Annotated in this window: 19 protein-coding genes and 1 tRNA gene; 11 read left to right on the top strand and 9 right to left on the bottom strand. The window is 72.5% G+C overall.

The features are described 5' to 3' along the window. Positions 1-26: 26 nt before the first annotated feature. From NLU66_RS11045 to NLU66_RS11025, 5 genes are all read left to right on the top strand, one after another. A complete protein-coding gene (locus tag NLU66_RS11045) occupies positions 27-941 on the top strand; it encodes a carbohydrate ABC transporter permease (protein WP_259359740.1) in 915 nt (304 codons plus the stop codon). Beyond that, positions 938-1,840, top strand: a complete 903-nt coding sequence (locus NLU66_RS11040) for a carbohydrate ABC transporter permease (protein WP_259359739.1) — start codon at positions 938-940, stop codon at positions 1,838-1,840. The genes NLU66_RS11045 and NLU66_RS11040 overlap by 4 nt, the downstream gene beginning before the upstream one ends. A gap of 63 nt (positions 1,841-1,903) precedes the next feature. Further along, positions 1,904-3,598 (top strand): glycoside hydrolase family 13 protein, encoded by a 1,695-nt coding sequence (locus NLU66_RS11035; RefSeq protein WP_259359738.1) that lies wholly within the window; start codon positions 1,904-1,906, stop codon positions 3,596-3,598. Between the two features lie 77 nt (positions 3,599-3,675). Then, positions 3,676-4,464, top strand: a complete 789-nt coding sequence (locus NLU66_RS11030) for a ThuA domain-containing protein (RefSeq protein ID WP_259359737.1) — start codon at positions 3,676-3,678, stop codon at positions 4,462-4,464. Next, positions 4,461-5,504: a Gfo/Idh/MocA family protein gene (locus NLU66_RS11025; protein ID WP_259359736.1), complete on the top strand. Its 1,044-nt coding sequence runs from the start codon at positions 4,461-4,463 to the stop codon at positions 5,502-5,504. Before NLU66_RS11030 ends, NLU66_RS11025 begins: the two co-directional genes overlap by 4 nt. Before the next feature lie 73 nt (positions 5,505-5,577). Here the strand turns inward: NLU66_RS11025 and nagE are convergent, their stop codons facing one another. After that, complete coding sequence (nagE, locus tag NLU66_RS11020; RefSeq protein WP_259359735.1) at positions 5,578-7,527, bottom strand: N-acetylglucosamine-specific PTS transporter subunit IIBC; 1,950 nt, start codon at positions 7,525-7,527, stop codon at positions 5,578-5,580. Between the two features lie 245 nt (positions 7,528-7,772). Between nagE and NLU66_RS11015 the strand changes: the two genes are divergently transcribed. The 4 genes from NLU66_RS11015 (at position 7,773) to NLU66_RS11000 (ending at position 11,299) form a co-directional block, all read left to right on the top strand. Further along, positions 7,773-9,308 carry a UDP-N-acetylglucosamine 1-carboxyvinyltransferase gene (locus NLU66_RS11015; RefSeq protein ID WP_259359734.1) on the top strand — a complete coding sequence of 512 codons (1,536 nt, stop codon included), beginning with the start codon at positions 7,773-7,775 and terminating at the stop codon, positions 9,306-9,308. A gap of 315 nt (positions 9,309-9,623) precedes the next feature. Beyond that, positions 9,624-9,707 (top strand) — tRNA-OTHER (locus NLU66_RS11010). 136 nt (positions 9,708-9,843) lie between these two features. Continuing rightward, positions 9,844-10,383: an HNH endonuclease gene (locus tag NLU66_RS11005; protein WP_259359733.1), complete on the top strand. Its 540-nt coding sequence runs from the start codon at positions 9,844-9,846 to the stop codon at positions 10,381-10,383. Positions 10,384-10,474: 91 nt separating this feature from the next. Further along, complete coding sequence (locus NLU66_RS11000) at positions 10,475-11,299, top strand: hypothetical protein (protein WP_259359732.1); 825 nt, start codon at positions 10,475-10,477, stop codon at positions 11,297-11,299. 24 nt (positions 11,300-11,323) lie between these two features. Here NLU66_RS11000 and NLU66_RS10995 read toward each other — a convergent pair whose 3' ends face one another. From NLU66_RS10995 to NLU66_RS10960, 8 genes are all read right to left on the bottom strand, one after another. Then, on the bottom strand, positions 11,324-12,085 hold the full coding sequence (locus tag NLU66_RS10995; protein ID WP_259359731.1) for a sirohydrochlorin chelatase: 762 nt from the start codon (positions 12,083-12,085) through the stop codon (positions 11,324-11,326). Then, positions 12,082-12,960, bottom strand: coding sequence for a uroporphyrinogen-III synthase (locus tag NLU66_RS10990; RefSeq protein ID WP_259359730.1), 879 nt, complete (start codon positions 12,958-12,960; stop codon positions 12,082-12,084). Before NLU66_RS10990 ends, NLU66_RS10995 begins: the two co-directional genes overlap by 4 nt. After that, positions 12,957-14,246, bottom strand: coding sequence for a uroporphyrinogen-III C-methyltransferase (cobA, locus tag NLU66_RS10985; RefSeq protein ID WP_259359729.1), 1,290 nt, complete (start codon positions 14,244-14,246; stop codon positions 12,957-12,959). Before cobA ends, NLU66_RS10990 begins: the two co-directional genes overlap by 4 nt. Beyond that, a complete protein-coding gene (gene nirD / locus NLU66_RS10980; protein ID WP_259359728.1) occupies positions 14,243-14,623 on the bottom strand; it encodes a nitrite reductase small subunit NirD in 381 nt (126 codons plus the stop codon). Before nirD ends, cobA begins: the two co-directional genes overlap by 4 nt. Continuing rightward, positions 14,620-17,178 carry a nitrite reductase large subunit NirB gene (nirB, locus tag NLU66_RS10975; RefSeq protein WP_259359727.1) on the bottom strand — a complete coding sequence of 853 codons (2,559 nt, stop codon included), beginning with the start codon at positions 17,176-17,178 and terminating at the stop codon, positions 14,620-14,622. The genes nirD and nirB overlap by 4 nt, the downstream gene beginning before the upstream one ends. Next, on the bottom strand, positions 17,175-18,044 hold the full coding sequence (locus tag NLU66_RS10970; protein WP_259359726.1) for a formate/nitrite transporter family protein: 870 nt from the start codon (positions 18,042-18,044) through the stop codon (positions 17,175-17,177). The genes nirB and NLU66_RS10970 overlap by 4 nt, the downstream gene beginning before the upstream one ends. A 166-nt stretch (positions 18,045-18,210) precedes the next feature. Then, positions 18,211-19,116 carry an endo alpha-1,4 polygalactosaminidase gene (locus NLU66_RS10965; RefSeq protein ID WP_259359725.1) on the bottom strand — a complete coding sequence of 302 codons (906 nt, stop codon included), beginning with the start codon at positions 19,114-19,116 and terminating at the stop codon, positions 18,211-18,213. Further along, positions 19,113-19,427 (bottom strand): 4a-hydroxytetrahydrobiopterin dehydratase, encoded by a 315-nt coding sequence (locus tag NLU66_RS10960; RefSeq protein WP_259359724.1) that lies wholly within the window; start codon positions 19,425-19,427, stop codon positions 19,113-19,115. The genes NLU66_RS10965 and NLU66_RS10960 overlap by 4 nt, the downstream gene beginning before the upstream one ends. A gap of 328 nt (positions 19,428-19,755) precedes the next feature. Between NLU66_RS10960 and NLU66_RS10955 the strand changes: the two genes are divergently transcribed. Both NLU66_RS10955 and NLU66_RS10950 read left to right on the top strand, forming a co-directional pair. After that, the gene (locus NLU66_RS10955) at positions 19,756-21,033 is read left to right on the top strand and encodes a sugar ABC transporter substrate-binding protein (RefSeq protein ID WP_259359723.1); all 1,278 of its coding nucleotides are present in this window, start codon (positions 19,756-19,758) and stop codon (positions 21,031-21,033) included. A gap of 23 nt (positions 21,034-21,056) precedes the next feature. Further along, entirely contained in the window at positions 21,057-22,025 is a 969-nt protein-coding gene (locus tag NLU66_RS10950; RefSeq protein WP_259359722.1) for a carbohydrate ABC transporter permease, read from the top strand. Position 22,026: the final 1 nt, after the last annotated feature.

Genomic DNA, 22,026 nt, shown 5'->3' with positions numbered 1-22,026 from the left:
CGACCACCACCGAAGGAGTCCGCAGCATGTCGACGACGACACCCGGATCCGCGACGGGCACGGCACCGCGCTCACGCCGGCGCCGCACCGATCCCGTCTACTACCTCTTCCTCTTCCCCGCCCTCGTCCTGTTCACCCTCGCCATCACGCTCCCGGCCGTGCTCGGCTTCGGCTACAGCTTCACCAACTCCATGGGCTTCGGCGACTGGGACCTCGTGGGGGTGCGCAACTACATCGCCCTGTTCCGCGACGAGGGCATCGTGAGCTCCTACCTGTTCACCCTCGGCTTCGCGCTGGTGACCGTCGTGGTGGTCAACGCGATCGGCTTCGCCCTCGCGCTCGGCCTCACCGCCCGGATCCGCCTGCAGTCGCTGCTGCGCACGATCTTCGTGCTGCCGATGGTCATCTCCGGCATCATCATCGCCTTCGTCTTCCAGTTCCTGTTCTCGAACTCGCTCCCGGCGATCGGGCAGGCCCTCGGGATCGACGCGCTCTCCTCCTCGATCCTCGCGAACGAGGACCTCGCGTGGATCGCGATCGTCATCGTCACGGCGTGGTCCACGATCCCCTCGACGATGCTCATCTACATCGCCGGGCTCGTGACGATCCCCGCCGAGGTCTACGAGGCGGGCGCGATCGACGGCGCGACCGGGTTCCAGCAGCTGCGGCGGCTCACGCTGCCGCTCGTCTCCGGCTACGTCGTCATCAACACGATCCTGGGCTTCAAGAACTACCTCAACGCCTACGACATCATCGTGGGCCTCACCGACGGCGGCCCCGGCACCGCGACCCGCAGCGTCGCCATGTCGATCTTCAAGGGATTCAGCGGCGGCGACTACGGCTACCAGATGGCCAACGCCGCGGTCTTCTTCGTCATCAGCATCATCATCGCCGTGGTGCAGCTGCGCATCACGCGCGGGAAGGCGAGCTTCGGAGCATGAGCACCACGACCACCCTCCCCCGTCCCGGCGTCACGGGTGACGCCTCCTCCGCCCCGCGACGCCCCCGTCGCGGCAGCCGCAGCGACCGTCGGGCCACCGGCCTCACCGTGATCCTGCTCGTCTGCTCGCTCAGCGTGCTCGTGCCGCTGCTGGTGACCGTCTCGATGGCCTTCAAGACCGGCGCCCAGGCCGTGGACGGGAAGGCGTTCAGCCTCCCCTCCCCGTGGAGCCTCGAGGGCTTCACCGGGGCCTGGGAGCTCACCGACTTCCCGCGCGCCTTCGCGGTCTCCGTGTTCGTCACCGCCGTCTCCGTGGCCGGGGAGATCATCATCTCCGCGCTCGCCGCCTACGCGATCGTGCGCAACTGGGACCGCCGCCTGTTCCGCTGGTCGTTCTTCTACCTGCTCGCGGCGATGTTCATCCCCTTCCCCGTGGTCGCCCTGCCGCAGGTGCGGCTCACGGGTATCGTGGGCCTGGACAACCCGCTCGGCGTCGCGATCCTGCACATCGTCTTTGCGCTCGCCTTCAACACCATGCTGTTCACGGCCTTCCTGCGCTCGATCCCGATCGAGCTCGAGGAGTCGATGCGCATGGACGGCGCGAGCACCGTGAAGGTGTTCCTCCGGCTGATCCTGCCGCTGCTGGGCCCCATGGCGGCGACCGTCGGCATCTTCGCCTTCCTCGGCTCGTGGAACGACTTCATGATGCCGAGCCTCATCACCTCGAACCCCGAGCTGCAGACGATCCCCGTGCTCCAGCAGATGTTCCAGTCGCAGTTCTCCAACAGCTACAACGTCGCCTTCGCGAGCTACCTCATGGCGATGGCCCCGGCGATCGTCGTCTTCGCGATCACGCAGCGCTGGGTCATCTCCGGCCTCACCCAGGGCGCCGTGAAGTGATCCGGCTCCGCCCCTGACGACCCCACCCCGACCACCCGACCCCGATCCGAGGAGCTCCCTCCCATGACCGTCCCCGCCACCGGCCCCGCCGCCCCGGCCCTCGACCCCACCTGGTGGCGCCAGGCCGCCGTCTACCAGATCTACCCCCGCTCCTTCGCCGACGCGAACGGCGACGGCATCGGCGACCTGCGCGGCGTGACCTCCCGCGTGCCCTACCTGAGCGCGCTCGGCGTCGACGCCGTGTGGCTGAGCCCCTTCTACCCCTCGGCGCTGGCCGACGGCGGCTACGACGTGGACGACCCCCGCGGCGTGGACCCGCGGATCGGGACCCTCGAGGACTTCGACGCCATGGTCGCCGCGCTCCACGGGGCCGGGATCCGCGTCGTCGTCGACATCGTCCCCAACCACTCCTCGGACCGTCACGCCTGGTTCCGCGCGGCGCTCGCCGCCGGGCCCGGCTCCCCCGAGCGGGAGCGGTACATCTTCCGCGACGGCCTCGGCGAGCACGGCGAGCTCCCGCCCGCGGACTGGACGAGCGCCTTCGGCGGCCCCGCCTGGACCCGCGTCGAGGACGGCCAGTGGTACCTCCACACCTTCGCCACCGAGCAGCCCGACTACAACTGGGCGCACCCCGAGGTGCGCGAGGACTTCCTGACCACCCTCCGCTTCTGGGCGGACCGCGGCGTGGACGGCTTCCGCGTGGACGTCGCCAACTCCCTCGCCAAGGACCTCCCCGAGGTGCTCCCCTCCGCCGCGGAGCTCTCCGCGATGCCCAAGGACGGCACCCACCCGCTGTGGGACCGCGACGAGGTCCACGAGATCTACGCCGAGTGGCGGCGCGTGTTCGACGAGTACGACCCGCCCCGCACCGCCGTCGCCGAGGCCTGGGTGGACTCCCCCGAGCGCCGCGCCCGCTACGCGAGCCCCGAGGGGCTCGGTCAGGCCTTCAACTTCGACCTGCTCGTCGCCGACCCCGAGGCGGGCGCCTTCCGCCGCATCATCACCGCGAACCTCGAGCAGTCCGCCCTCTCCGGCTCCTCGAGCACCTGGGTGCTCTCCAACCACGACGTGGTGCGCCACGCGACCCGCTACGGCCTGCCGCCGCTCGAGGGCCGCCGCGAGAAGCAGGGCACCGCCTGGCTCGCCGAGGGCGGCCCCGAGGAGGGCATCGACCGCGAGCGCGGGCTGCGGCTCGCCCGCGCGGCGACGCTCGTGGAGCTCGCCCTGCCCGGCAGCGCCTACCTCTTCCAGGGTGAGGAGCTGGGCCTGCACGAGGTCGCGGAGATCCCCGACGCCGACCGGCAGGACCCGGCGTTCTTCCGCACCACCCCGGAGGACCGCGGCTTCGACGGCGTGGGCCGCGACGGCTGCCGCGTGCCGCTGCCGTGGACCCGCGAGGGCTCCTCCTTCGGCTTCGGCGAGGGCGGCGCGCACCTCCCCCAGCCCGCCTGGTTCGGCGACTCCTCCGTGCAGGCGGAGGACGGCGTGCCCGGCTCGACCCTCGAGCTGTACCGGGAGGCGCTGCGTCTGCGCCGCGAGCTCCAGGGAGCCGAGGAGCTCACCTGGGCCGCGGGCATCGACGGCGGCGACGTGCTCGCCTTCGAGCGGCCGGGCGGCTGGCTCACGGTCGCGAACCTCGGCGCCGCGGGCACGCCGCTCCCGACCGGCGAGCTGCTCCTCGCGAGCGGCCCGCTCGAGGCGGCGGCCGACGGCGCCGCCGTGCTCCCCGCGGGCACGACGGCCTGGATCCGGCGCTGAGCCGGGCCCCGGGACCGGCCGCGCACGACGACGACAACGACAACGACAACGACAACGACAACAGGAGCATCCGCGACATGACCACCCGCGTCCTCGTCTGGAACGAGAACATCCACGAGTCCACCCAGGAGGAGATCCGCGCGATCTACCCCTCCGGCATCCACGGCGCGATCGCCGATGGCCTCACCGAGCTGCTCGGCGACGAGGTCGAGATCGCCACCGCGACCCTCGCCGACCCCGAGCACGGTCTGACCGCCGAGGTGCTCGAGCGCACCGACGTCATCCTCTGGTGGGGCCACATCGGCCACGACCAGGTCGACGACGCCGTCGTCGCCCGCGTCCACGAGGCCGTCCTCGGCGGGTCGGGACTGATCGTCCTGCACTCGGGTCACTTCTCGAAGATCTTCACCCGCCTGCTGGGCACCACCTGCTCGCTGTCCTGGCGCAACGAGGGCGAGCGGGAGATCGTGTGGACCACCTCCCCCGGCCACCCGATCGCCGCGGGCGTCGAGCAGCCCTTCGTCATCGACAAGCAGGAGATGTACGGCGAGCACTTCGACATCCCCGAGCCGGAGAACCAGGTGTTCATCAGCTCCTTCGAGGGCGGCGAGGTGTTCCGCTCCGGCGTGACCTTCACCCGCGGCTGCGGGCGCATCTTCTACTTCAGCCCCGGCGACCAGGAGTACCCGGTCTACTTCCACCCGCAGGTGCGGCGCGTCCTCGCGAACGCCGTGCAGTGGGCGGCGCCGGCCTCGGAGGTCCGCGCGACCCCCGCGGTCTCGAACCCCGCCCGCCGCGACTGGGCCGCCCTCGCGGGTGCCGCCGACACCGACACCGCCGCCACCACCGAGGAGGCCACCCGATGACGCTCCGACTCATCCACGTGGGCCTCGGCGGCTGGGGCGGCGACTGGGCGCGCACCGCGATCCCCGCGGTCGACGCCGTCGAGGTCGTCGCGATCGCCGACCCGAGCGAGCCGACCCTCCGCGCCGTCCAGGAGCACCTGGGCCTGCGCGAGGACCAGACCTTCCCGAACCTCACCGCCGCCCTCGCGGGCGTCGAGGCCGACGCCGTCGTCATCACCGCCCCGGCCGTGACCCATGCGCCGCTCGCCCTCGAGGCGCTCGAGGCCGGCAAGCACGTGATCGTCGAGAAGCCCTTCGCCACGAGCGTCGAGGACGCCGCGGCCGTCTCCCGCCGCGCGGCGGAGCTGGGCCTCGTGGTGCAGGTCAGCCAGAACTACCGCAACTACCCGGCCCCGCGGGAGGCGCAGCGTCTGCTCGCCGAGGGCGCCGTCGGCGAGCTCGCCGGGATCAGCATCGACTTCCGCCAGTGGGACAACGACCGGCCCTTCGCCGATCACCCCCACTACCGGTTCCCGCACCCGCTGATCCACGACATGGCGATCCACCACTTCGACCTGCTGCGCAAGGTCACGGGCCAGGAGGCCGCGCGGGTCTACACGAAGGTCAAGGACCCCTCGTACAGCAAGTACGTCGAGGAGGCCTCCGCCCTCATGACGATCGAGATGGCCGACGGCCTGCTCGTCTCCTACCGCGGCAGCTGGCTGAGCCGCGGTGAGCCCACCCCGTGGGCGGGTGAGTGGCGGATCACCGGCGAGGAGGGCGAGCTGTCCTTCACGAGCCGCGGCGGCGGCCACCTCCCCCACCCGGCGGACGAGGACCGCGTCTCCCTGCGCGGCGCCGACGGCACCGTCGAGGAGATCGCCCTGCCCGAGCAGGAGCTCTACGGCCGCTCCGCGGGGCTCGCCCTGTTCGCCGAGGCGATCGCGAACGGCACCGCCCCGGAGACCGCCGGCGCGGCGAACCTCGGCAGCCTCGCCCTCATGGACGCGGCGACCCGCTCCGCCGCCTCCGGGCAGGTCGAGGAGGTCCGCCTGCCCTGAGGCCACGGCAGGAGCAGGAACGGCCGGTCACCGAGGAGATCCTCGGTGACCGGCCGTTCCTCGTGCGGTGACCTCAGACGAGCTCGATGACCGCCTCCGGGTCCTCGAGCACGACCACCGGGGTGATCGTCGGATGGCCGGCGGCGCGCACGGCGGCGAGGTCCACCCGCAGCAGCGGATCCCCCGCGACGACGCGGTCCCCGGTCGCGACGAGCCGCTCGAAGCCCTCACCCTTCATCTGCACGGTGTCCAGGCCCACGTGGATGAGCAGCTGGGTGCCGTCGTCCAGGGTGAGCGCCACGGCGTGGCCCGTGTCGAAGACGTGGGTGACGGAACCGGCGGCCGGGGCGACGACGAGCCCGCCCTCGGGCTCGATCGCGAGGCCGGGACCCATGAGCTCCTTGGCGAAGGTGGGGTCCGGGACCTCGGAGAGCGGGACGACGGTGCCGGGCAGCGGTGCGCGCAGGCGCACGAGGTGGCCCGCACGCGTCGCGGTGCCGCCCGGGGCGCCACCGATCGCAGCGGCGGCGTCGGACGCCGCGGCATCGACCGCGGCGGACGAGGCCGGGGCCTCCTGGCCGCTCATGATCCGCTCCATGGCGTCCTTCACGAACTGCACGGAGGTGCCGTAGATGACCTGCACGGAGCGACCGCCGGGCTTCATGATCCCGGCGGCGCCGGCACGGCGCAGCGCGGGCTCGTCGACCTTCGAGGTGTCCGCGATCTCCATGCGCAGGCGGGTCGCGCAGTTCTCGAGGTCGAGGATGTTCTCCTTGCCGCCGAGGGCGGAGAGGAAGGCCGTCGCGGTGACGGCGTACTTGTCACCCTTCTGCTCCGTGACGGCGGGATCCGTCTCCTCGAGGTCCTCGTCGTCCTCACGGCCGATGGTCTTGAGGTCGAAGCGGCGGATGATGAAGCGGAAGACGAGGAAGTAGACCGCGAACCAGAAGACGCCCATCACGGGGATCGCCCACGGGTTCTGCGCCATCGGGTTCACCCAGCCCAGCACGAGGTCGATGAAGCCGCCGGAGAAGCCGAAGCCCATGCGCACGGGCAGCATCGCGCTGATCGCCATCGAGATGCCGGTGAAGATCGCGTGCACGAGGTAGAGCCCCGGCGCGAGGAACATGAAGGAGAACTCGAGCGGCTCGGTCACGCCCACCACGAAGCTGGCCACGGCGCTCGAGAGCAGCACGCCCGCGGCGATCTTGCGGCGGGAGGTCTTCGCGGTCGTGTACATCGCGAGGGCGGCGCCCGGCAGGCCGAACATCATGATCGGGAAGAAGCCGGTCATGTACTGGCCGGTCTCGCCGCGGGTGCCCGTGGCGTTGAGGAAGTTGCCGAGGTCGTTGATGCCGGCGACGTCGAACCAGAACACCGAGTTCAGCGCGTGATGGAGACCCAGCGGGATGAGCAGGCGGTTGAGGAAGCCGTAGATGCCCGCGCCCGCGGGGCCGAGGGTCACGATGAACTCGCCGAAGGCCACGAGGCCCGAGTAGACGAGCGGCCACACGAAGAACAGGGCGAGGGCGAGCACGAGCGAGAGCCCCGCGCTGATGATCGCCACGGAGCGGCGGCCCGAGAAGAAGGCGAGGGCGTCGGGGAGCTTCGTGTCCTTGAAGCGGTCGTAGGACCAGGCGCCGATGAGGCCGCACAGGATGCCCACGAACACGTTCTGCAGGTTGTCGAAGGCGGGGTTGACCGTGCTGACGTCGATCCCGCGGAAGGTCGCGACGTTCTCGGGGTCCAGCAGGGTCGTCACGGTGAGCCAGGAGACGAGGCCCGCGAGCGCGGAGGTGCCGTCGGGCTTGGTGGCCATGCCGAGCGCGACGCCGATCGCGAAGAGCAGGGCGAGATTGTTCAGCAGGGCATTGCCGGCGAGCGTGAGGAAGACGCCGATCACGTTGTTCGGGTCACCGGTGCCGGTGAGGATCCAGTAGCCGACGCCGCTGAGGATGGCGGCGACGGGCAGGACGGCGACGGGCAGCATCAGGGATCTGCCCAGGCGCTGGAAGAACTTCATCGTTACCTCTCGAGGAAGGGAGCCGGAGTGCGCGATACCGCTCGTATCGCCGCTCCCCCGGTCACAAACGGGCCCTATTCTGCACGCGATCGAGCGGTCGGCGCGAGGGCTCGGACCGCACGGACGGACGGTCCACCGCCTGGCCTGGGCGTTCCCCGGGAACGGATCCGCGGGGGTGTCGAGGCTCACCCGGGACACCCGCACCATCCCCACCCCCTATCTCATATCTGAGATACGCTCCCCGCATGACGACGACCGAGGACTACCGCTCCCGCATCGGATCCCTCATCCGCGACGCACGGCAGCACGCCGGGCTCACCCAGAGCGAGCTCGCCACCGAGCTCGCCACGAGCCAGAGCGCCGTGCACCGCATGGAGCAGGGCCAGCAGAACATGACGCTCGACACCCTCGCGAAGATCGGTCGCGTGCTCGACTCCGGCTTCGTCGGCATCGGCACCTCCGGCCCCACCCACCTGCGCGTCGAGGGCGGCCGCACCCTGAGCGGCGCGATCGATGTGAAGACCTCGAAGAACGCGGGCGTCGCGCTCCTGTGCGCCTCGCTCCTGAACCGCGGCACGACCGTGCTGCGCCGCGTGGCGCGCATCGAGGAGGTCAACCGCCTGCTCGAGGTGCTCACCTCCATCGGCGTGCGCACCCGCTGGCTCAACGAGGACAACGACCTCGAGATCGTGGTCCCCGAGCAGCTCGACCTCGAGGCCATCGACGCCGACGCCGCCCGCCGCACCCGCTCGATCATCATGTTCATGGGCCCGCTCATGCACCGCGCCGAGCAGTTCCAGCTCCCCTACGCCGGCGGCTGCGACCTCGGCACCCGCACCGTCGAGCCGCACATGACGGCACTGCGCCCCTTCGGCCTGCAGGTCGTCGCGACCGAGGGCCACTACCAGGCGACCCTCGACCCGGGCACCTCCCCCGCCAAGCCGATCGTCCTCACCGAGCGCGGCGACACCGTCACCGAGAACGCGCTCCTGGCCGCCGCCCGCCGCGAGACCGAGACGATCATCCGCAACGCGAGCCCCAACTACATGGTCCAGGACCTCTGCTTCTTCCTCGAGAAGCTCGGCGTGCAGATCGACGGGATCGGCACCACGACGCTGCGCGTGCGCGGCGTCGCGGAGATCAGCACCGACGTGGACTATGCGCCCAGCGAGGACCCGATCGAGGCCATGAGCCTCATCGCCGCCGCGATCGTCACCTCCTCCGAGATCACGGTGCGCCGCGTGCCGATCGAGTTCATGGAGATCGAGCTCGCCGTCCTCGAGGACATGGGCTTCCGGTACGACCGCTCCGAGGAGTACCTCGCCGCGAACGGCCGCACCCGCCTCGTGGACATCACGACCCACCCTTCGGAGCTCACCGCCCCGATCGACAAGATCCACCCCATGCCGTTCCCGGGGCTGAACATCGACAACCTGCCGTTCTTCGCCGTCATCGCGGCGACCGCGCAGGGCCGCACCCAGCTGCACGACTGGGTCTACGAGAACCGCGCCATCTACCTCACCGACCTCACGAAGCTCGGCGGCCGTGTGCAGCTCATGGACCCGCACCGCGTGCTCATCGAGGGACCCACCCGCTGGAGCGGCGCGGAGCTCGTGTGCCCGCCCGCTCTGCGGCCCGCCGTGGTGATCCTGCTGGCCATGCTCGCCGCCAAGGGCACGAGCGTGCTGCGCAACGTCTACGTCATCAACCGCGGCTACGAGGACCTCGCCGAGCGCCTCAACGCCCTGGGCGCGAAGATCACCACCTTCCGCGACATCTGATCCACCTCCGCTCCGGCCGACGCCCGCTCCCCTCACCCGGGGTGCGGGCGTCTCCCGTCCCTGCCGCGCCCGGGGCCTCCTGCCCGGGACACCGAGCATTCATCCCCTGTTCCGGATAAATCGGTTGCCACCCGCCCCGCGCTGCGGCAGGCTGGACGAGGTTGCGGGCGCTGTGCCCGCGACGACCAGCAGCATCACGGGAAGGAGGAGCCATGGAGCCGATGCGCACGCAGCATCACGAGCACCGACGAACGGCCGATGCGTCGGCCGGCACGCTCCTCCTGCCGATGCCCGCGGTCTGAGCACCGCGGCGAAGGGAGGGCAGCGACATGGCACGTCGCACCGCTCCCTGCCTCACGGCGAGAGCGCCCTTCGCGGGTTCGATCCCCGCCCCTCCCACGGGTCCCCTGGCACCGGGACATCCAGAGCCGCTCCCGCGCCTGCGCGCGGCGATGCGGAGAGTGCTGAACGACGAGTCGCCCGCTCCGGCCCCGATGCCGGGGCGGCGACTCGTGCTCCGTGGAGGTGGTCGGTGATGGGCCAGGTCAGGGTCTTCAACAAGGGGTACGACCCCTTCACCGGCATCGGCGAGATGCTCCACACCACGAGCATTCGCCACGCCTTCGGCATGATCCGGCGCGGCGTCGCGGAGCCCGTCGAGCTCGCCATCGTCGAGGACCGCATCGTGCCGACGGTGCTCGCCCTCACCCGTGAGCTCAGCGGCGCCTGGGTGGAGGGGATCGGCCAGCGCTCGATCGGCTTCTCCTGCCGGGCCGTGCACGAGCGCGATCACTGGAGCTGCGCCTACTGCGGCCGCAGCGTCTCCCGCACGCCCGCGTGCGACGCCCTGCTCGCGACCGTCGACCATGTGCTGCCCAGCTCCCGCGGCGGCGAGTCCTCCTGGCTGAACCTCGTGTGCGCCTGCAAGGAGTGCAACAACCGCAAGGCGGATCGGACGCCCGAGGAAGCAGGGATGGCGCTGCGCTTCGATCCCTACGACCCCTCCCGCGCCTACCGCACGGCGGGCGGGCACATGGAGCTGATCATCGTGGACACGGACCGGATCGCCGGCTGATCCGCCGCCCGGGCGCGCGGGCCTTGTGCTCGTCGCCGGGGATCGGTGGAATGGGTGGCCTCAGGTCCGATCGACGACGAGGAGCCGCCCCGTGCCCCGCTCATCCGCCCCGTCCGTGCGCGCCGCGCTCCTCCGTCGCCGTCTCCTCACCCTGCTCGCGGCGCTGCCGCTGCTCCTGCTGGGTGTCACCGCGTGCGGCGGGGCGGCGGAGGAGCGGCCCTCCGCTCCGACGAGCGACGCCGAGGAGTCCGCGACGCCCACGGAGAGCCCCTCCCCCACGTCGATCGAGGCCACCCGCGCCGGGGACGACGCCGAGACCGGGGATCCGACCGAGCCCGAGGACGGCGCCGACGACGGCGCGGCCGGGAGCACGACGCCGGACGACGCCCCCGCTCCCGGCTCCACCGAGCTCACGACGCTCTGGGTGGACGACTCCTGGACGATCGAGGAGCGCGAGGACGACCCGTGCGCCTTCGGCGCCGCGGTCTCGCCCTACTCCGAGCAGGACGACGTGTTCACCTGCGGGGCGACCGCGGACAGCCTCCTCGCCTGCATGATCGAGGACGGAGACACGGCGGTGTGCATCACGAACCCGCTCGAGCGCACGGCCATGCGCTTCGACTCCCCCACCGCTCGCGACGCCCTGGACGCGGGGCTCGAGGTCGAGGGGGAGCCGATCCCGATGACGGTGGAGCTCACGGACGGCGCGCTCTGCACGACGATCTCCCACGACCACGACACGCACTGGGACGGGAAGTTCAGCTGGTACCGCTGCGAGGACGGCTCGGAGCTGCTCACGGACGAGGACATCACCCACACCTTCGACGAGGGTGATCCCTGGACGGTCCAGCGCTCCGTGGACACGGGCGCCCCGGAGGAGACCGCCGTGGCGGTCGTGGCCTTCGCGGGGGTCTGACCCGGGCGAGCGGGAGCGCGGTGCTCAGACCGCGGCGAGCGGCCCCGGGGTGATCGAGGCGGCGGCGCGGCGGCGCTCGACGAGCACGTCGACGACGGCCGGGTGCGCGCCGAGCGGCGCCGTCGTGAGGTCCGCACCGGCGGCGGTGACGAGGTTCGCGAAGTGCCCGGGGGCGAGCACGTAGCTCACGGCGATGACGCGCCGGGCACCGGAGGAGCGTGCGCAGTCCACGGCGTCCGGGATCGACGGCGCGGCGCCGGCCCCGTAGCCGATGGTCACCGGGCAGGGCAGCCAGCGGGCGAGCAGGTCCCGCATCTGGCGGACGGCCACGGCGGCGGCGGGGTCCGAGGAGCCGGCGGCCGCGAGGACCACGTGGTCGCCGGGTCGGTGCCCGGCGTCGTTCCCGGGGAGGTCCGCGATGCGGTCGCGGAGGGCGAGGACGAGCCGCGGGTGAGGCCCGATGGGGGCGGCGGCGACGGCCTCGGGCCACGGCTCGACGGAGCCCGCGATGTCGACGCCGGTGTGGAACCCGGTGGAGAGCAGGAGGGGCACGACGATCACCTCGGCGCTGCGGACGGTGTCGTCCTCGGTTGCCGGGGCGGACTCGCGCGCGGTGGCGACGGCGCGGGCGACGACGTCGGCGACCTCGGGCTGCTCGACGTCGACGAAGGCCTCGAGGACCGTGTCCCCGGGGAGCGCGGCGGCGAGGGCCTCGCGCACGCGGGCGATCTCGGCGCGGCCCTCGGCGAAGCGCGTGCCGTGGGAGCAGGCGATGACGATGCTCATGACGGGTTCCCTCCTCGGGGACCGGCGGGATCGGCGGGGGCCTCGGGCGTGTAGTGCTGGACGACGGCGCGTACGAGCGCCCCCATGCGGCTGCGCTCGGGGAGCAGCGCGGGCAGGCCGCGGTCCAGCAGCGGACCGGCGGTGAGCGGGCCGACGGCGGCGAGGAGCAGGTCACCGGCCTCGGCGTGCTCCGTGATCCCGGGCATGACGCCGGCGGCCTCCGCGGCCTGCAGCCAGTTCTCGGTGCCGGGGGCGGCGGTGAAGAGCACGGCGTCGACCTCCCCGCGGCTCGCCTCGAGCACGGAGCGGTGCACGGCGGCGGGGTCGCGCGGCGGTCCCCAGCGGTAGACGGTGAGGTTCACGACCTCGGCGCCGAGCGCGGCGAGCTGCTCGTCGAGGCCGTCGGCCCCGGAGCCGTGGTGCTGGACGGCGACCCGCACGCCCTGCAGATCGAGGGTGGACAGGTGCGCGGCGATCTCGGCGGAGGTGCCGTTCTCCGCGACCCAGTCGACGGCGAGCCCGGCCTGCTGGGCGGCGCCGCGCGCCTTGGGGCCGCGTGCGATGACGCTCGCCCCGGCGAGGGCCTCCCGCAGCCGCTCGTCGATGTCCGCGGACTCCGCCGCCTCGAACCAGCCCCGCAGTCCCACCCCCGTCGTCACCACGAGCATCGACGGCGGATCGGCGAGCAGCTCACGGGTCGTGGCGAGCAGCTGCGGATCGTCGACGTGCGGGATCATGCTCAGCGCCGGGGCGTGGTGGATCTCGGCGCCGTGCCGCTCGAGGGCGGCGGCGAGGTCCTCGGCCCGCCGGTCCAGGGCGAGCACGATGCGACGGCCGCGGAGGGTCGTCGAGAGCATGGCGGGGGCGGTGGTCACGTGATGAGCTCCCTGGGGGTGGTCGGGCCCGGCGTCGCCGTGCCGGCGGCGGGGGCGGTGAGGGGGACGGGCAGCAGCAGGCCCTCGCGGGCGACCTCGCCGATGACGATGACGGCCGGGCTGCGCACCCCGGCCTCGCGCACGGCGCGCTCCGCCTCGCCGAGGGTGGTGCGGGTGGTGCGCTGCTGCGGGGTGTGCCCGTTCTCGACGACGGCGACGGGCCGCTCGGCGGGCACCCCGTTCTCGAGGGCCGCTCCGACGAGGCCGGGCAGCGCGGCGACGCCCATGAGCACGATCGTGGTGACGGCGGGGTCGGCGAGAGCGGCGAGGGTCGCCGGGCTCGCGCCGAGCGGGCCCAGGGCGTCGTGCCCGCTCACCACGTGCAGCGCGGTTGCGGTGCCGCGCTGGGTGACGGGGATGCCGGCGGCCTGCGGGACGGCGATCGCGCTCGTGATCCCGGGGACCACGTCGACCGCGATGCCGGCGGCGAGGCAGGCGGTGTACTCCTCCCCGCCGCGGCCCAGCACGAACGGGTCCCCGCCCTTGAGGCGCACCACGCGGCGTCCCGCGCTCGCCTCCTCGACGAGGATCCGGTTGATCTCCGCCTGCGGCACGGGGTGGTGCCCGGGCCGCTTGCCCACCGGGATGATCCGGGTGCGGGCGCCGAGGATCTCCGCGACGGCCTCCCCCGGGCCGAGCCGGTCCGCGACGACGACGTCGGCCTCGGCGAGCAGGCGCCGGGCGCGGACGGTCAGGAGGTCGAGCGGACCGGGCCCGCCGCCCACGAGGGCGACGCTCCCGCTCGCGGCGGGCCGGCGGGGCTGCAGGGGCAGCGCGCCCTCCGCGAGGAGCAGGGAGATCCCGTCGCGCACGGCCATCGAGCGACGGGGGTCGGCGCCGACGGCGGAGACGACGCCGACGGCCACGTCCCCGGCGGTGGTCTGCGCGGCCAGGCGCGCGGTGCCGTGTCCCGCCTGGGAGGCGTTCGTGCAGAGGATCCGACGTCGCTCGCAGTCCGCGGCCACCTGGCGGTCCACGGCGGGGCGCCCGGTCGCCGCGTGCACGAGCCAGGCGCCGCGCAGGTCACGGCGACGGTAGGCGCGCGGGATCCACGTGATCCGGCCGCGCGCGGCGAGGTCGGCGAGCACCGGGTCGAGCCGCGGGGCGACGACCCGCACGCGGGCGCCCTCGTCGAGGAGCCGGCGGGCGCGGCGCGCCGCGACCTCTCCCCCGCCCACGAGGAGCACCGTGCGCCCCTCGAGGGCGACGCCGAGCAGCAGGGTCATCGCGCGCCGCCCCGCAGCAGGTAGACCTCGCCGCCGCGGTCCTCGATCGGCCACACGTGCAGGCGCAGGTGCTCCTTGCCGCGGGGGTCCACGCAGGTGCCCGAGCGGAGGTCGAAGACCTGCTTGTACATGGGCGAGGCGACGGTGGCCCGGCTACCGCGCGTGCCGACGATCCCGCGGGAGATGACGTTCGCCCCGCTGTAGGGATCGTGGTTGTCGAGGGCATGGAGGCTGCCGTCGGGCAGGAGGAACAGGGCCACCTGGTCGCCGTCCACGAGGGCGGCACGGCCGCGCTCCACCTCGAGGTCGCCGAGCGCGCACACGCGCGTCCACTCGGTGCTCGAGCGGGTGGCCGGGGAGAGGGTCTGCGTGCTCATCGTCGTACCTCCAGGGTAGTGCCGGCGATGAGGACCTCGCCGGATCGTCGTTCATCGGGACGTGCGGGGCGCACCTGGCCGCGCTCGGGGACGTAGGCCAGGGACGGGTCGGGCGTGGTCGGGGCGTTTACGAAGGAGCTGAAGCGGGCGAGCTTCGCGGGGTCGGCGAGGGTCGCCGCCCACTCGTCCTCGTAGTGCTCGACGTGGCGGTCCATCGCCGCGTCGAGGTCCGCGCAGATGCCGAGCGAGTCCTCCATGACGACTTCGCGGAGACCGTCGATGCCGCCGTCGAGGGCCTCGAGCCAGGGCGCGGTGCGCTGGAGCTTGTCCGCGGTGCGGATGTAGTACATGAAGTACCGGTCCAGGGTGCGGATGAGGGTGTCGTCGTCCAGCCCCTCGGCGAGCAGCTCGGCGTGGCGCGGGGTCGCGCCGCCGTTGCCGCCCACGTACAGGTTCCAGCCCTGGGCGGTCGCGATGATGCCCGCGTCCTTGCCGCGCGCCTCGGCGCATTCGCGCGCGCAGCCGGAGACGCCGAGCTTGAACTTGTGCGGCGCCCGCAGGCCCCGGTACCGCAGCTCGAGCCGGACGGCCATGCCGGTGGAGTCGAGCACGCCGTAGCGGCACCAGGCGGAGCCCACGCAGGACTTCACGGTGCGCAGGGACTTGCCGTAGGCGTGGCCGGACTCGAAGCCGGCCTCGACGAGCCGCTGCCAGATCAGCGGCAGCTCCTCGAGCCGGGCGCCGAACATGTCCACCCGCTGACCGCCGGTGATCTTCGTGTACAGGCCGAAGTCCCGGGCGACCTCGCCGACGACGATGAGCCCCTCCGGGGTGACCTCGCCGCCGGGCATCCGCGGGACCACCGAGTAGGTGCCGTCCTTCTGCATGTTCGCCATGACGTGGTCGTTGGTGTCCTGGAGGGTCGCGTTCTCGCCGTCGAGCACGTGGCTCGGGGTGAGGACCGCGAGGATGCTCGCGAGGACCGGCTTGCAGATGTCGCAGCCGCGCCCTCGGCCGAACCGCTCGATGACGGCGCTGAAGGTGGTCAGCTCCGAGACGCGGACGGCGTCGAAGAGCTGGCGGCGGGAGAGCTCGAAGTGCTCGCACAGGGCCGTGGAGACCGTGCGGCCCATGCGGGTGAGCTCGGTGCCGACGAGGCTCTTGACCATGACCAGGCACGAGCCGCAGGTGGCGCCGGCCTTCGTGCAGGCGGTGACCTCGGCGGGGTCGGTGCAGCCGTCGACGCGGACGGCGTCGCGGATCGTCCCGGCGGTCACCGAGGAGCACGAGCAGACCACGGCCTCGTCGGGCAGCTCGGCCGTGGGGGCGGCGGCGTCGGCGGGCAGGAGGTAGGCGGCGGGGTCGGCGCCGAGCGCGCTGCCCACGAGCGGGCGCAGCGCTCCGTAGGCGGAGGCGTCGCCCACGAGCATGCCGCCCAGCAGGGTCTTCGCGTCGTCGGAGAGCACGAGCTTCTTGTGCACGCCGCCCACGGGGTCGGTGTAGACGACGTCGAGGGCGCCGGGGGTCGTCGCGAAGGCGTCGCCGAAGCTCGCGACCTCCACGCCGGAGAGCTTGAGCTTCGCGGAGAGGTCGTAGCCGCCGAAGGTCGCCTCCCCGCCGAGGATGCGGTCGCAGGCGACCTCCGCCATAGCGTAGCCGGGGGCGACGAGGCCCACGCACTGCCCGTCGAAGGAGGCGACCTCGCCGATCGCGAGGACCGCGGGATCCGAGGTCACGCAGCCGGCGTCGATGGTGACGCCGCCGCGCTCGTGGCAGTCCAGCCCGGCGGCGCGGGCGAGCTCGTCGCGGGGGCGGACGCCGACGGTGAGGACGACGACGTCGGCCTCCACCTCGGAGCCGTCCGCGAAGGCGACCGCGCGCACCTCGCCGTCCTCCCCCGCGAGCACCGCGGAGGTGCGCGAGCGGGTGCGCACGGCGATGCCGCGCTGCTCGATGAGGCGCTGGAGGACGCCGCCGGCGGGCAGGTCCAGCTGCGCGGACATCAGGCGGTCACCGGACTGCACGACGGTCGCCTCGGCGTCCATGCCCTGCAGCGCGCCGGCGGCCTCGAGGCCCAGCAGCCCGCCGCCGATGACGACGCCGCGCGCCGGGCGCCCGAGCGCCGCGGAGCGCCGTGCGACGTGGGCGCGCAGGCCCTCCACATCGTCCAGGGTGCGGTAGACGAAGCAGCCGTCGAGCTCGGCGCCTTCGACCGGCGGCCTCGCCGCGTAGGAGCCCGTGGCGAGGACCAGACGGTCGTAGGGGTGGACCGTTCCGGCGGCCGTGGTGACCGTGCGCGCCTCACGGTCGATCGAGGTCGCGGCGTCCCCGCTGTGGAGGGTGATGCGCGGGTCCTCGAAGATCGTCGCGGGGAGGGTGAGGTCCTCCGCGGTGGCGCCGTCGAAGAAGCGGGTGAGCCCGACGCGGTCGTAGGGGTGGCGGGACTCGTCGCCGAGGACGGTCACCTCGAGCTTCTCCTCCGCGCGGGTGACGAGGGAGTCGACGAACCGGTGCGCGACCATGCCCGCGCCGATGACGACGATGCGGGCGCTCATCGGGTGGCCCCCACGAGCTCGGGCTGCGGGGCGAGGGCCACGCTGCCGGGGGCGGCCTCCGCCGCCTTCGCGGCCGAGCGGCGACCGTGGGCGAGGTACAGGGGCACGGCCACGAAGGTCACGCCGCCCACGAGGTTGCCGAGCACCGTCGGGATCTCGTTCCACACGAGGTAGTCGGTGAGGGTGAAGTCGGCGCCGAGGAGCAGGCCCGAGGGGAACAGGAACATGTTGACGATCGAGTGCTCGAAGCCCATGAAGAAGAAGAGCATGATCGGCATCCACATCGCGATGATGCGGCCCAGCAGGTCCTTGCTGAGGAAGGCGACGACGACGCCGGTGGAGACCATCCAGTTGCACAGCACGCCGCGCACGAACAGGGTCAGCATGCCGGCGGCGCCGTGGTCGGCGTAGCCGACGGTGCGCCCGTGGCCGATCTCGCCGATCGCCACGCCGACGGGGCTCGGCGGTGCGGAGAACCCGTAGGTGAAGTAGATCGCCATGAGCACGGCGACGGTGATCGCGCCGCCGAGGTTGCCGAGGAACACGAGGCCCCAGGTGCGGAGCATCGCGCCCCAGGTGACCTCCTTGCGCCGCATCATCATCGCGAGCGGGAGGAGGGTGAACACCCCCGTGAGCAGGTCGTACCCGAGGAGGTACAGGAGGATGAAGCCGACGGGGAAGAGCAGCGCGCCCAGCAGCGGCTGGCCGGTCTGGGTCGAGACGGTGACCGCGAACGCGGCGCCGAGGGTGAGGATCGCGGCCCCCATGTAGGAGCGCACCAGGGTCTGCGTGCGGGTGTAGGTGACCTTGGAGGCGCCGACGGCGGCGAGGCGGTCGACGAGCTCGGCGGGCGAGAGGGAGGACATGGCGGCTCCTCAGCGAGAAGGGGGTGTTCACATGTCCCGTGCGCCTGCAGCGGGGTGCGGCCATCGTGGGCTCTGGTCCCGGGGACACGAAGCCCGGGAGGGCGCCGTGATCTTCTCGTGATGTGGGGTCTCAGTCCTGGACGTCGCTCGGTGCGCGGCGTCGGGCTCAGCAGGTCTCGCGGAGGTGGCCGTCCTGCCTCTCGGGGACGAGGTCCCGGTCGCGGAGCACCATGAGCGGGGCGCGGTCGGCGCGAGCGCAGGCATCGGCGAAGGTCAGCCCGGCCTCCTCGAGCGCGTCGGGGTACTCGACCTGGAGCACATGGTCGCCGTAGACGTCCGTGTAGGCGGCGCACTCGTCGAAGGCGGCGCACTCCTCGGCGACGGCGAGGTCGAAGCCGATCTCGTCGCGGCCGCGGGCGGCGAGCTCGGCGGCGTTCTTCTGCCCGATGGCGAGGCCGCTGCCGTGGGCCATGCCCACGTATGCCGTCGCGAGGTCGAGGGCGCCGGCCTCGTCGATCGCGGGGAAGCGGGTGAAGGTGTCGAGGTTGTCGATCTCGACGGCGTCGAAGCCGGCCTCCGCGCAGCCGCGGATCACGGGGCCGATGATCGCGAGGATGCCCTCGCGCTGGACCGGGGTGGAGGGGTCGAGCACCAGCTCGTCGGGCCAGTCCGGGTCCTGCACGGGATCGCCGTCGGCGTCGTCGAGCAGGAGCTCGGGGTGCTCGGACCAGACGTCGGCGTCGCCCGGCTGGGTCTGGAAGCCGTTGACGTAGCAGACCGAGTACGCGCCGGGCTCGGGGTCGGCGCCCGCGTCCCGGACGACCACGGCTGCGTCCGTCGGGGAGGCGCCGCCCAGCTGGTAGTCGAGGCCGCCGGTGGTGGGTGGCAGCGCGACGTCGCCCCTGCCGCCGTCGGAGGCGGATGTGCCCGCACGGCCCTTCGCGGCTGTCGTCGCCCTGGACGCCGTCTCCGCGCTGTCGGAGCCGGTGGCCGTGGGCGCGCCGCAGGCGCCGAGGAGCAGGGCTGCGAGCGCGAGGCCGAGGGCGCGGACGGGCCGCCCGGCGGTGCTCACTCCTGCGCCGGGGAGACCCCGAGGGTCGCGGCGTGCTGGGCGACGAGCTCCGCGAGGTCGAGATCGCGCCGGGTCACCCCGCCGACGTCGTGGCTCGTGAGGGTCACGGTCACGGAGGGATAGGTGAGGGTGAGGTCGGGGTGGTGCCCCGCGGCCTCCGCGGCCGCGCCGATGCGGTTCACGAGGTCGAGTCCGGTGGCGAAGTCGCCCGTGTCGTAGCCGGCGGTGATGCTCTCGCCGCTCTGCGTCCAGCCGCTGGGGAGGGACGCGGCGATCTCGGTGGAGGTGAGGGTCCGTTCTGCGTCAGCCATGGGGCCATCGTGCCGCTGTTCGGTCCCCGGTGCCAGGGGCCCGGGGACGGTCCGCGCCGCCGACAGGGTTCGCTCCGGGTGTTGCGCGCGCCACAGCGTCCGTGCCATGATCCCGGACAGCCGCTTCGCCGGCGACCCGCGCCGGGCATCGACGCCCCGCGCTGACTCCCCCACCTGAGACGAGCCCCTCACCCCAGCACCAAGATCGATTCGTATCGACCATCTGTGACCGTTCATCGTCGATTCGAATCGACACATCGCGAATCCACCGCCTGACCTGCCCCGACACCACAGCACCCGACCGATGCACACGAGAAGAGAGACGACGATGTCCGATCAGCTCCGCACCAGTGCCGACCACTCCCCCGTCCCCGGGTTCCGCCCCCGCCGTCGCAGCGTGGGCGCCGCGGCGCTCGCCCTCCCCGGCCTGCTGGGCCTCGCCGCCTGCGGCGGCTCCGGCGACGCCGCGAGCGGCGACCCGGGCACCGTCCGCGTCGTCGACTACTACAACACCCCGGCCGACGACACCGTCATCCAGGACACCCTCGAGGCCGTGGGCACCGAGGTCGGGGTGAGCATCAGCCGCGAGAAGGTCCCCGGCGACCAGCTCATCCAGAAGGTCCTCCAGATGAGCTCCTCGAAGACGCTCCCGGACCTCCTCATGCTCGACAACCCCGACCTCCAGGAGATCGCGAAGTCCGGCGCGCTCGCCCCGCTCGAGGACCTCGGCATCGACACCTCCGGCTTCACGCAGGAGATCCTCGACGCCGGCACTTACGAGGGGAAGGTCTACGGACTCGCCCCCACCGTCAACACGATCGCGCTGTTCTGCAACACGGCCCTGCTGAAGGAGGCGGGCGTCGAGGCGCCCACCACCTGGGACGAGCTCACGGAGACCGCCGCCGCGCTCACGAAGGACGACACCTACGGCATCGCCTTCTCCGCCATCGCCACCTACGAAGGCACCTGGCAGTTCCTGCCCTTCATGTGGTCCAACGGCGGCGACGAGACGGACCTCGCCACCGAGCAGGTCGCCGGCGCCGGGCAGCTCTGGGCGGATCTCGTCGCCGAGGGCTCCGCCTCCAAGGCCGTCGTCAACTGGGGCCAGGGCGACGTGATCGACCAGTTCAAGGCAGGGAAGGCGGCCATGGCCGTCAACGGTCCCTGGAACATCTCCGGGCTGCAGTCCGACGCCCCCGACCTCGAGTGGGAGGTCGTCACGATCCCCGTCCCGACCGAGGGCGCGGACTCCGTGGCCCCGCTCGGCGGCGAGGTCTGGACGATCCCGCAGACCGGGGACACGGAGAAGCAGAAGAAGGTCGCTGAGCTGCTGCAGAAGTTCGTCAGCCCCGAGAACCAGCTCGCCATGGGCGCCGCCCGCAGCACCATCCCCGCGAGCACCGAGGCCGCCGCGACCTTCGGGAAGGAGCACCCCGAGCTCGCCACCTTCGTCGAGCAGGTCTCCACCGCCCGCGCCCGCACCGCGAAGCTCGGCCCCGAGTGGCCCACCACCGCCAAGGCGATCTACACCGCGAACCAGCAGATCCTCGTCGACGGCGCCGCCCCGGAGCAGGCCTTCGCCGACGCCGCGGACTCCCTCGGATGAGCGCGACGACGACGGAGGACCCCATGACCACCTCGGCACCCACCACCCGCGCGGCGGAGCCGTCGGCCCCCGCGACCCGCACCCCGTCCCCGCGCCGGCCCCGGCGCCCCGGCGCCTCGGCGCTCGTGCGCTACGGATTCCTCGCCCCCGCGGCGCTCTACCTCGCGGCGTTCTTCGGCTACCCGATCGTGAAGAACGTTGTCATGAGCTTCCAGGAGTACACCTCCGCGACGTTCTTCTCCGGCCTCGCCCCGTTCGTGGGGCTGGACAACTACGTCACGGTCCTCTCGGACCCGATCTTCCTCAAGGCCCTCGGCAACACGGCGCTGTTCACGATCGGGTCGATCGTCGGCCAGTTCGTGATCGGCATGGCGCTCGCGCTGTTCTTCCGCCGCAGCTTCCCGCTCTCCGGGTTCCTGCGCTCCGTGCTGCTGCTGCCCTGGCTGCTGCCGATGATCGTCTCCGCCGCGGTGTGGCGGTGGATCCTCGAGCAGGACAGCGGCATCCTCAACCGCGCGCTCGAGACGATCGGGCTGATCTCCACCCCGATCCCGTGGCTCACCAGCGCGGACACCGCCCTGGTCGCCGTGATCATGGTGAACATCTGGCTCGGCATCCCCTTCAACGTCGTGCTGCTGTACAGCGGCCTGCAGGCGATCCCGACCGAGCTCTACGAGGCCGCGGAGATCGACGGAGCGACCGGCTGGACCTCCTTCCGCTATGTGACGCTGCCGCTGCTGCGGCCCGTGGTGAGCGTCGTACTGCTGCTCGGCGTCATCTACACGATCAAGGTGCTCGACCTCATCCTGGGGCTCACCGGCGGCGGGCCGGCGAACGCGACGCAGACCGTCGCGACCCGCAGCTACGAGATGAGCTTCGTCGAGTTCGAGTTCGGCCAGGGCGCCGCGCTCGGCAACGTCCTGATCGTCATCGCCCTCGTGTTCTCGATCGTCTACCTGCGTGCGAACGCGCGCTCCACCGCGAAGGGATGAG

It is taken from the genome of Brachybacterium sp. NBEC-018 (genome assembly GCF_024860185.1).
Lineage (GTDB): Bacteria > Actinomycetota > Actinomycetes > Actinomycetales > Dermabacteraceae > Brachybacterium > Brachybacterium rhamnosum.
The sequence above is the reverse complement of the archived record's forward strand: the minus strand, read 5'-3'. Positions and strand labels throughout refer to the sequence as shown.

Bases quoted from the DNA above. Each gene is read 5' to 3' on its own strand.
- NLU66_RS11045 (WP_259359740.1), top strand. From the start codon at position 27: ATGTCGACGACGACACCCGGATCCGCGACGGGCACGGCACCGCGCTCA.
- NLU66_RS11040 (WP_259359739.1), top strand. From the start codon at position 938: ATGAGCACCACGACCACCCTCCCCCGTCCCGGCGTCACGGGTGACGCC.
- NLU66_RS11035 (WP_259359738.1), top strand. From the start codon at position 1,904: ATGACCGTCCCCGCCACCGGCCCCGCCGCCCCGGCCCTCGACCCCACC.
- NLU66_RS11030 (WP_259359737.1), top strand. From the start codon at position 3,676: ATGACCACCCGCGTCCTCGTCTGGAACGAGAACATCCACGAGTCCACC.
- NLU66_RS11025 (WP_259359736.1), top strand. From the start codon at position 4,461: ATGACGCTCCGACTCATCCACGTGGGCCTCGGCGGCTGGGGCGGCGAC.
- nagE (WP_259359735.1), bottom strand. From the start codon at position 7,527: ATGAAGTTCTTCCAGCGCCTGGGCAGATCCCTGATGCTGCCCGTCGCC.
- NLU66_RS11015 (WP_259359734.1), top strand. From the start codon at position 7,773: ATGACGACGACCGAGGACTACCGCTCCCGCATCGGATCCCTCATCCGC.
- NLU66_RS11005 (WP_259359733.1), top strand. From the start codon at position 9,844: ATGGGCCAGGTCAGGGTCTTCAACAAGGGGTACGACCCCTTCACCGGC.
- NLU66_RS10995 (WP_259359731.1), bottom strand. From the start codon at position 12,085: ATGAGCATCGTCATCGCCTGCTCCCACGGCACGCGCTTCGCCGAGGGC.
- cobA (WP_259359729.1), bottom strand. From the start codon at position 14,246: ATGACCCTGCTGCTCGGCGTCGCCCTCGAGGGGCGCACGGTGCTCCTC.
- nirD (WP_259359728.1), bottom strand. From the start codon at position 14,623: ATGAGCACGCAGACCCTCTCCCCGGCCACCCGCTCGAGCACCGAGTGG.
- nirB (WP_259359727.1), bottom strand. From the start codon at position 17,178: ATGAGCGCCCGCATCGTCGTCATCGGCGCGGGCATGGTCGCGCACCGG.
- NLU66_RS10970 (WP_259359726.1), bottom strand. From the start codon at position 18,044: ATGTCCTCCCTCTCGCCCGCCGAGCTCGTCGACCGCCTCGCCGCCGTC.
- NLU66_RS10960 (WP_259359724.1), bottom strand. From the start codon at position 19,427: ATGGCTGACGCAGAACGGACCCTCACCTCCACCGAGATCGCCGCGTCC.
- NLU66_RS10955 (WP_259359723.1), top strand. From the start codon at position 19,756: ATGTCCGATCAGCTCCGCACCAGTGCCGACCACTCCCCCGTCCCCGGG.
- NLU66_RS10950 (WP_259359722.1), top strand. From the start codon at position 21,057: ATGACCACCTCGGCACCCACCACCCGCGCGGCGGAGCCGTCGGCCCCC.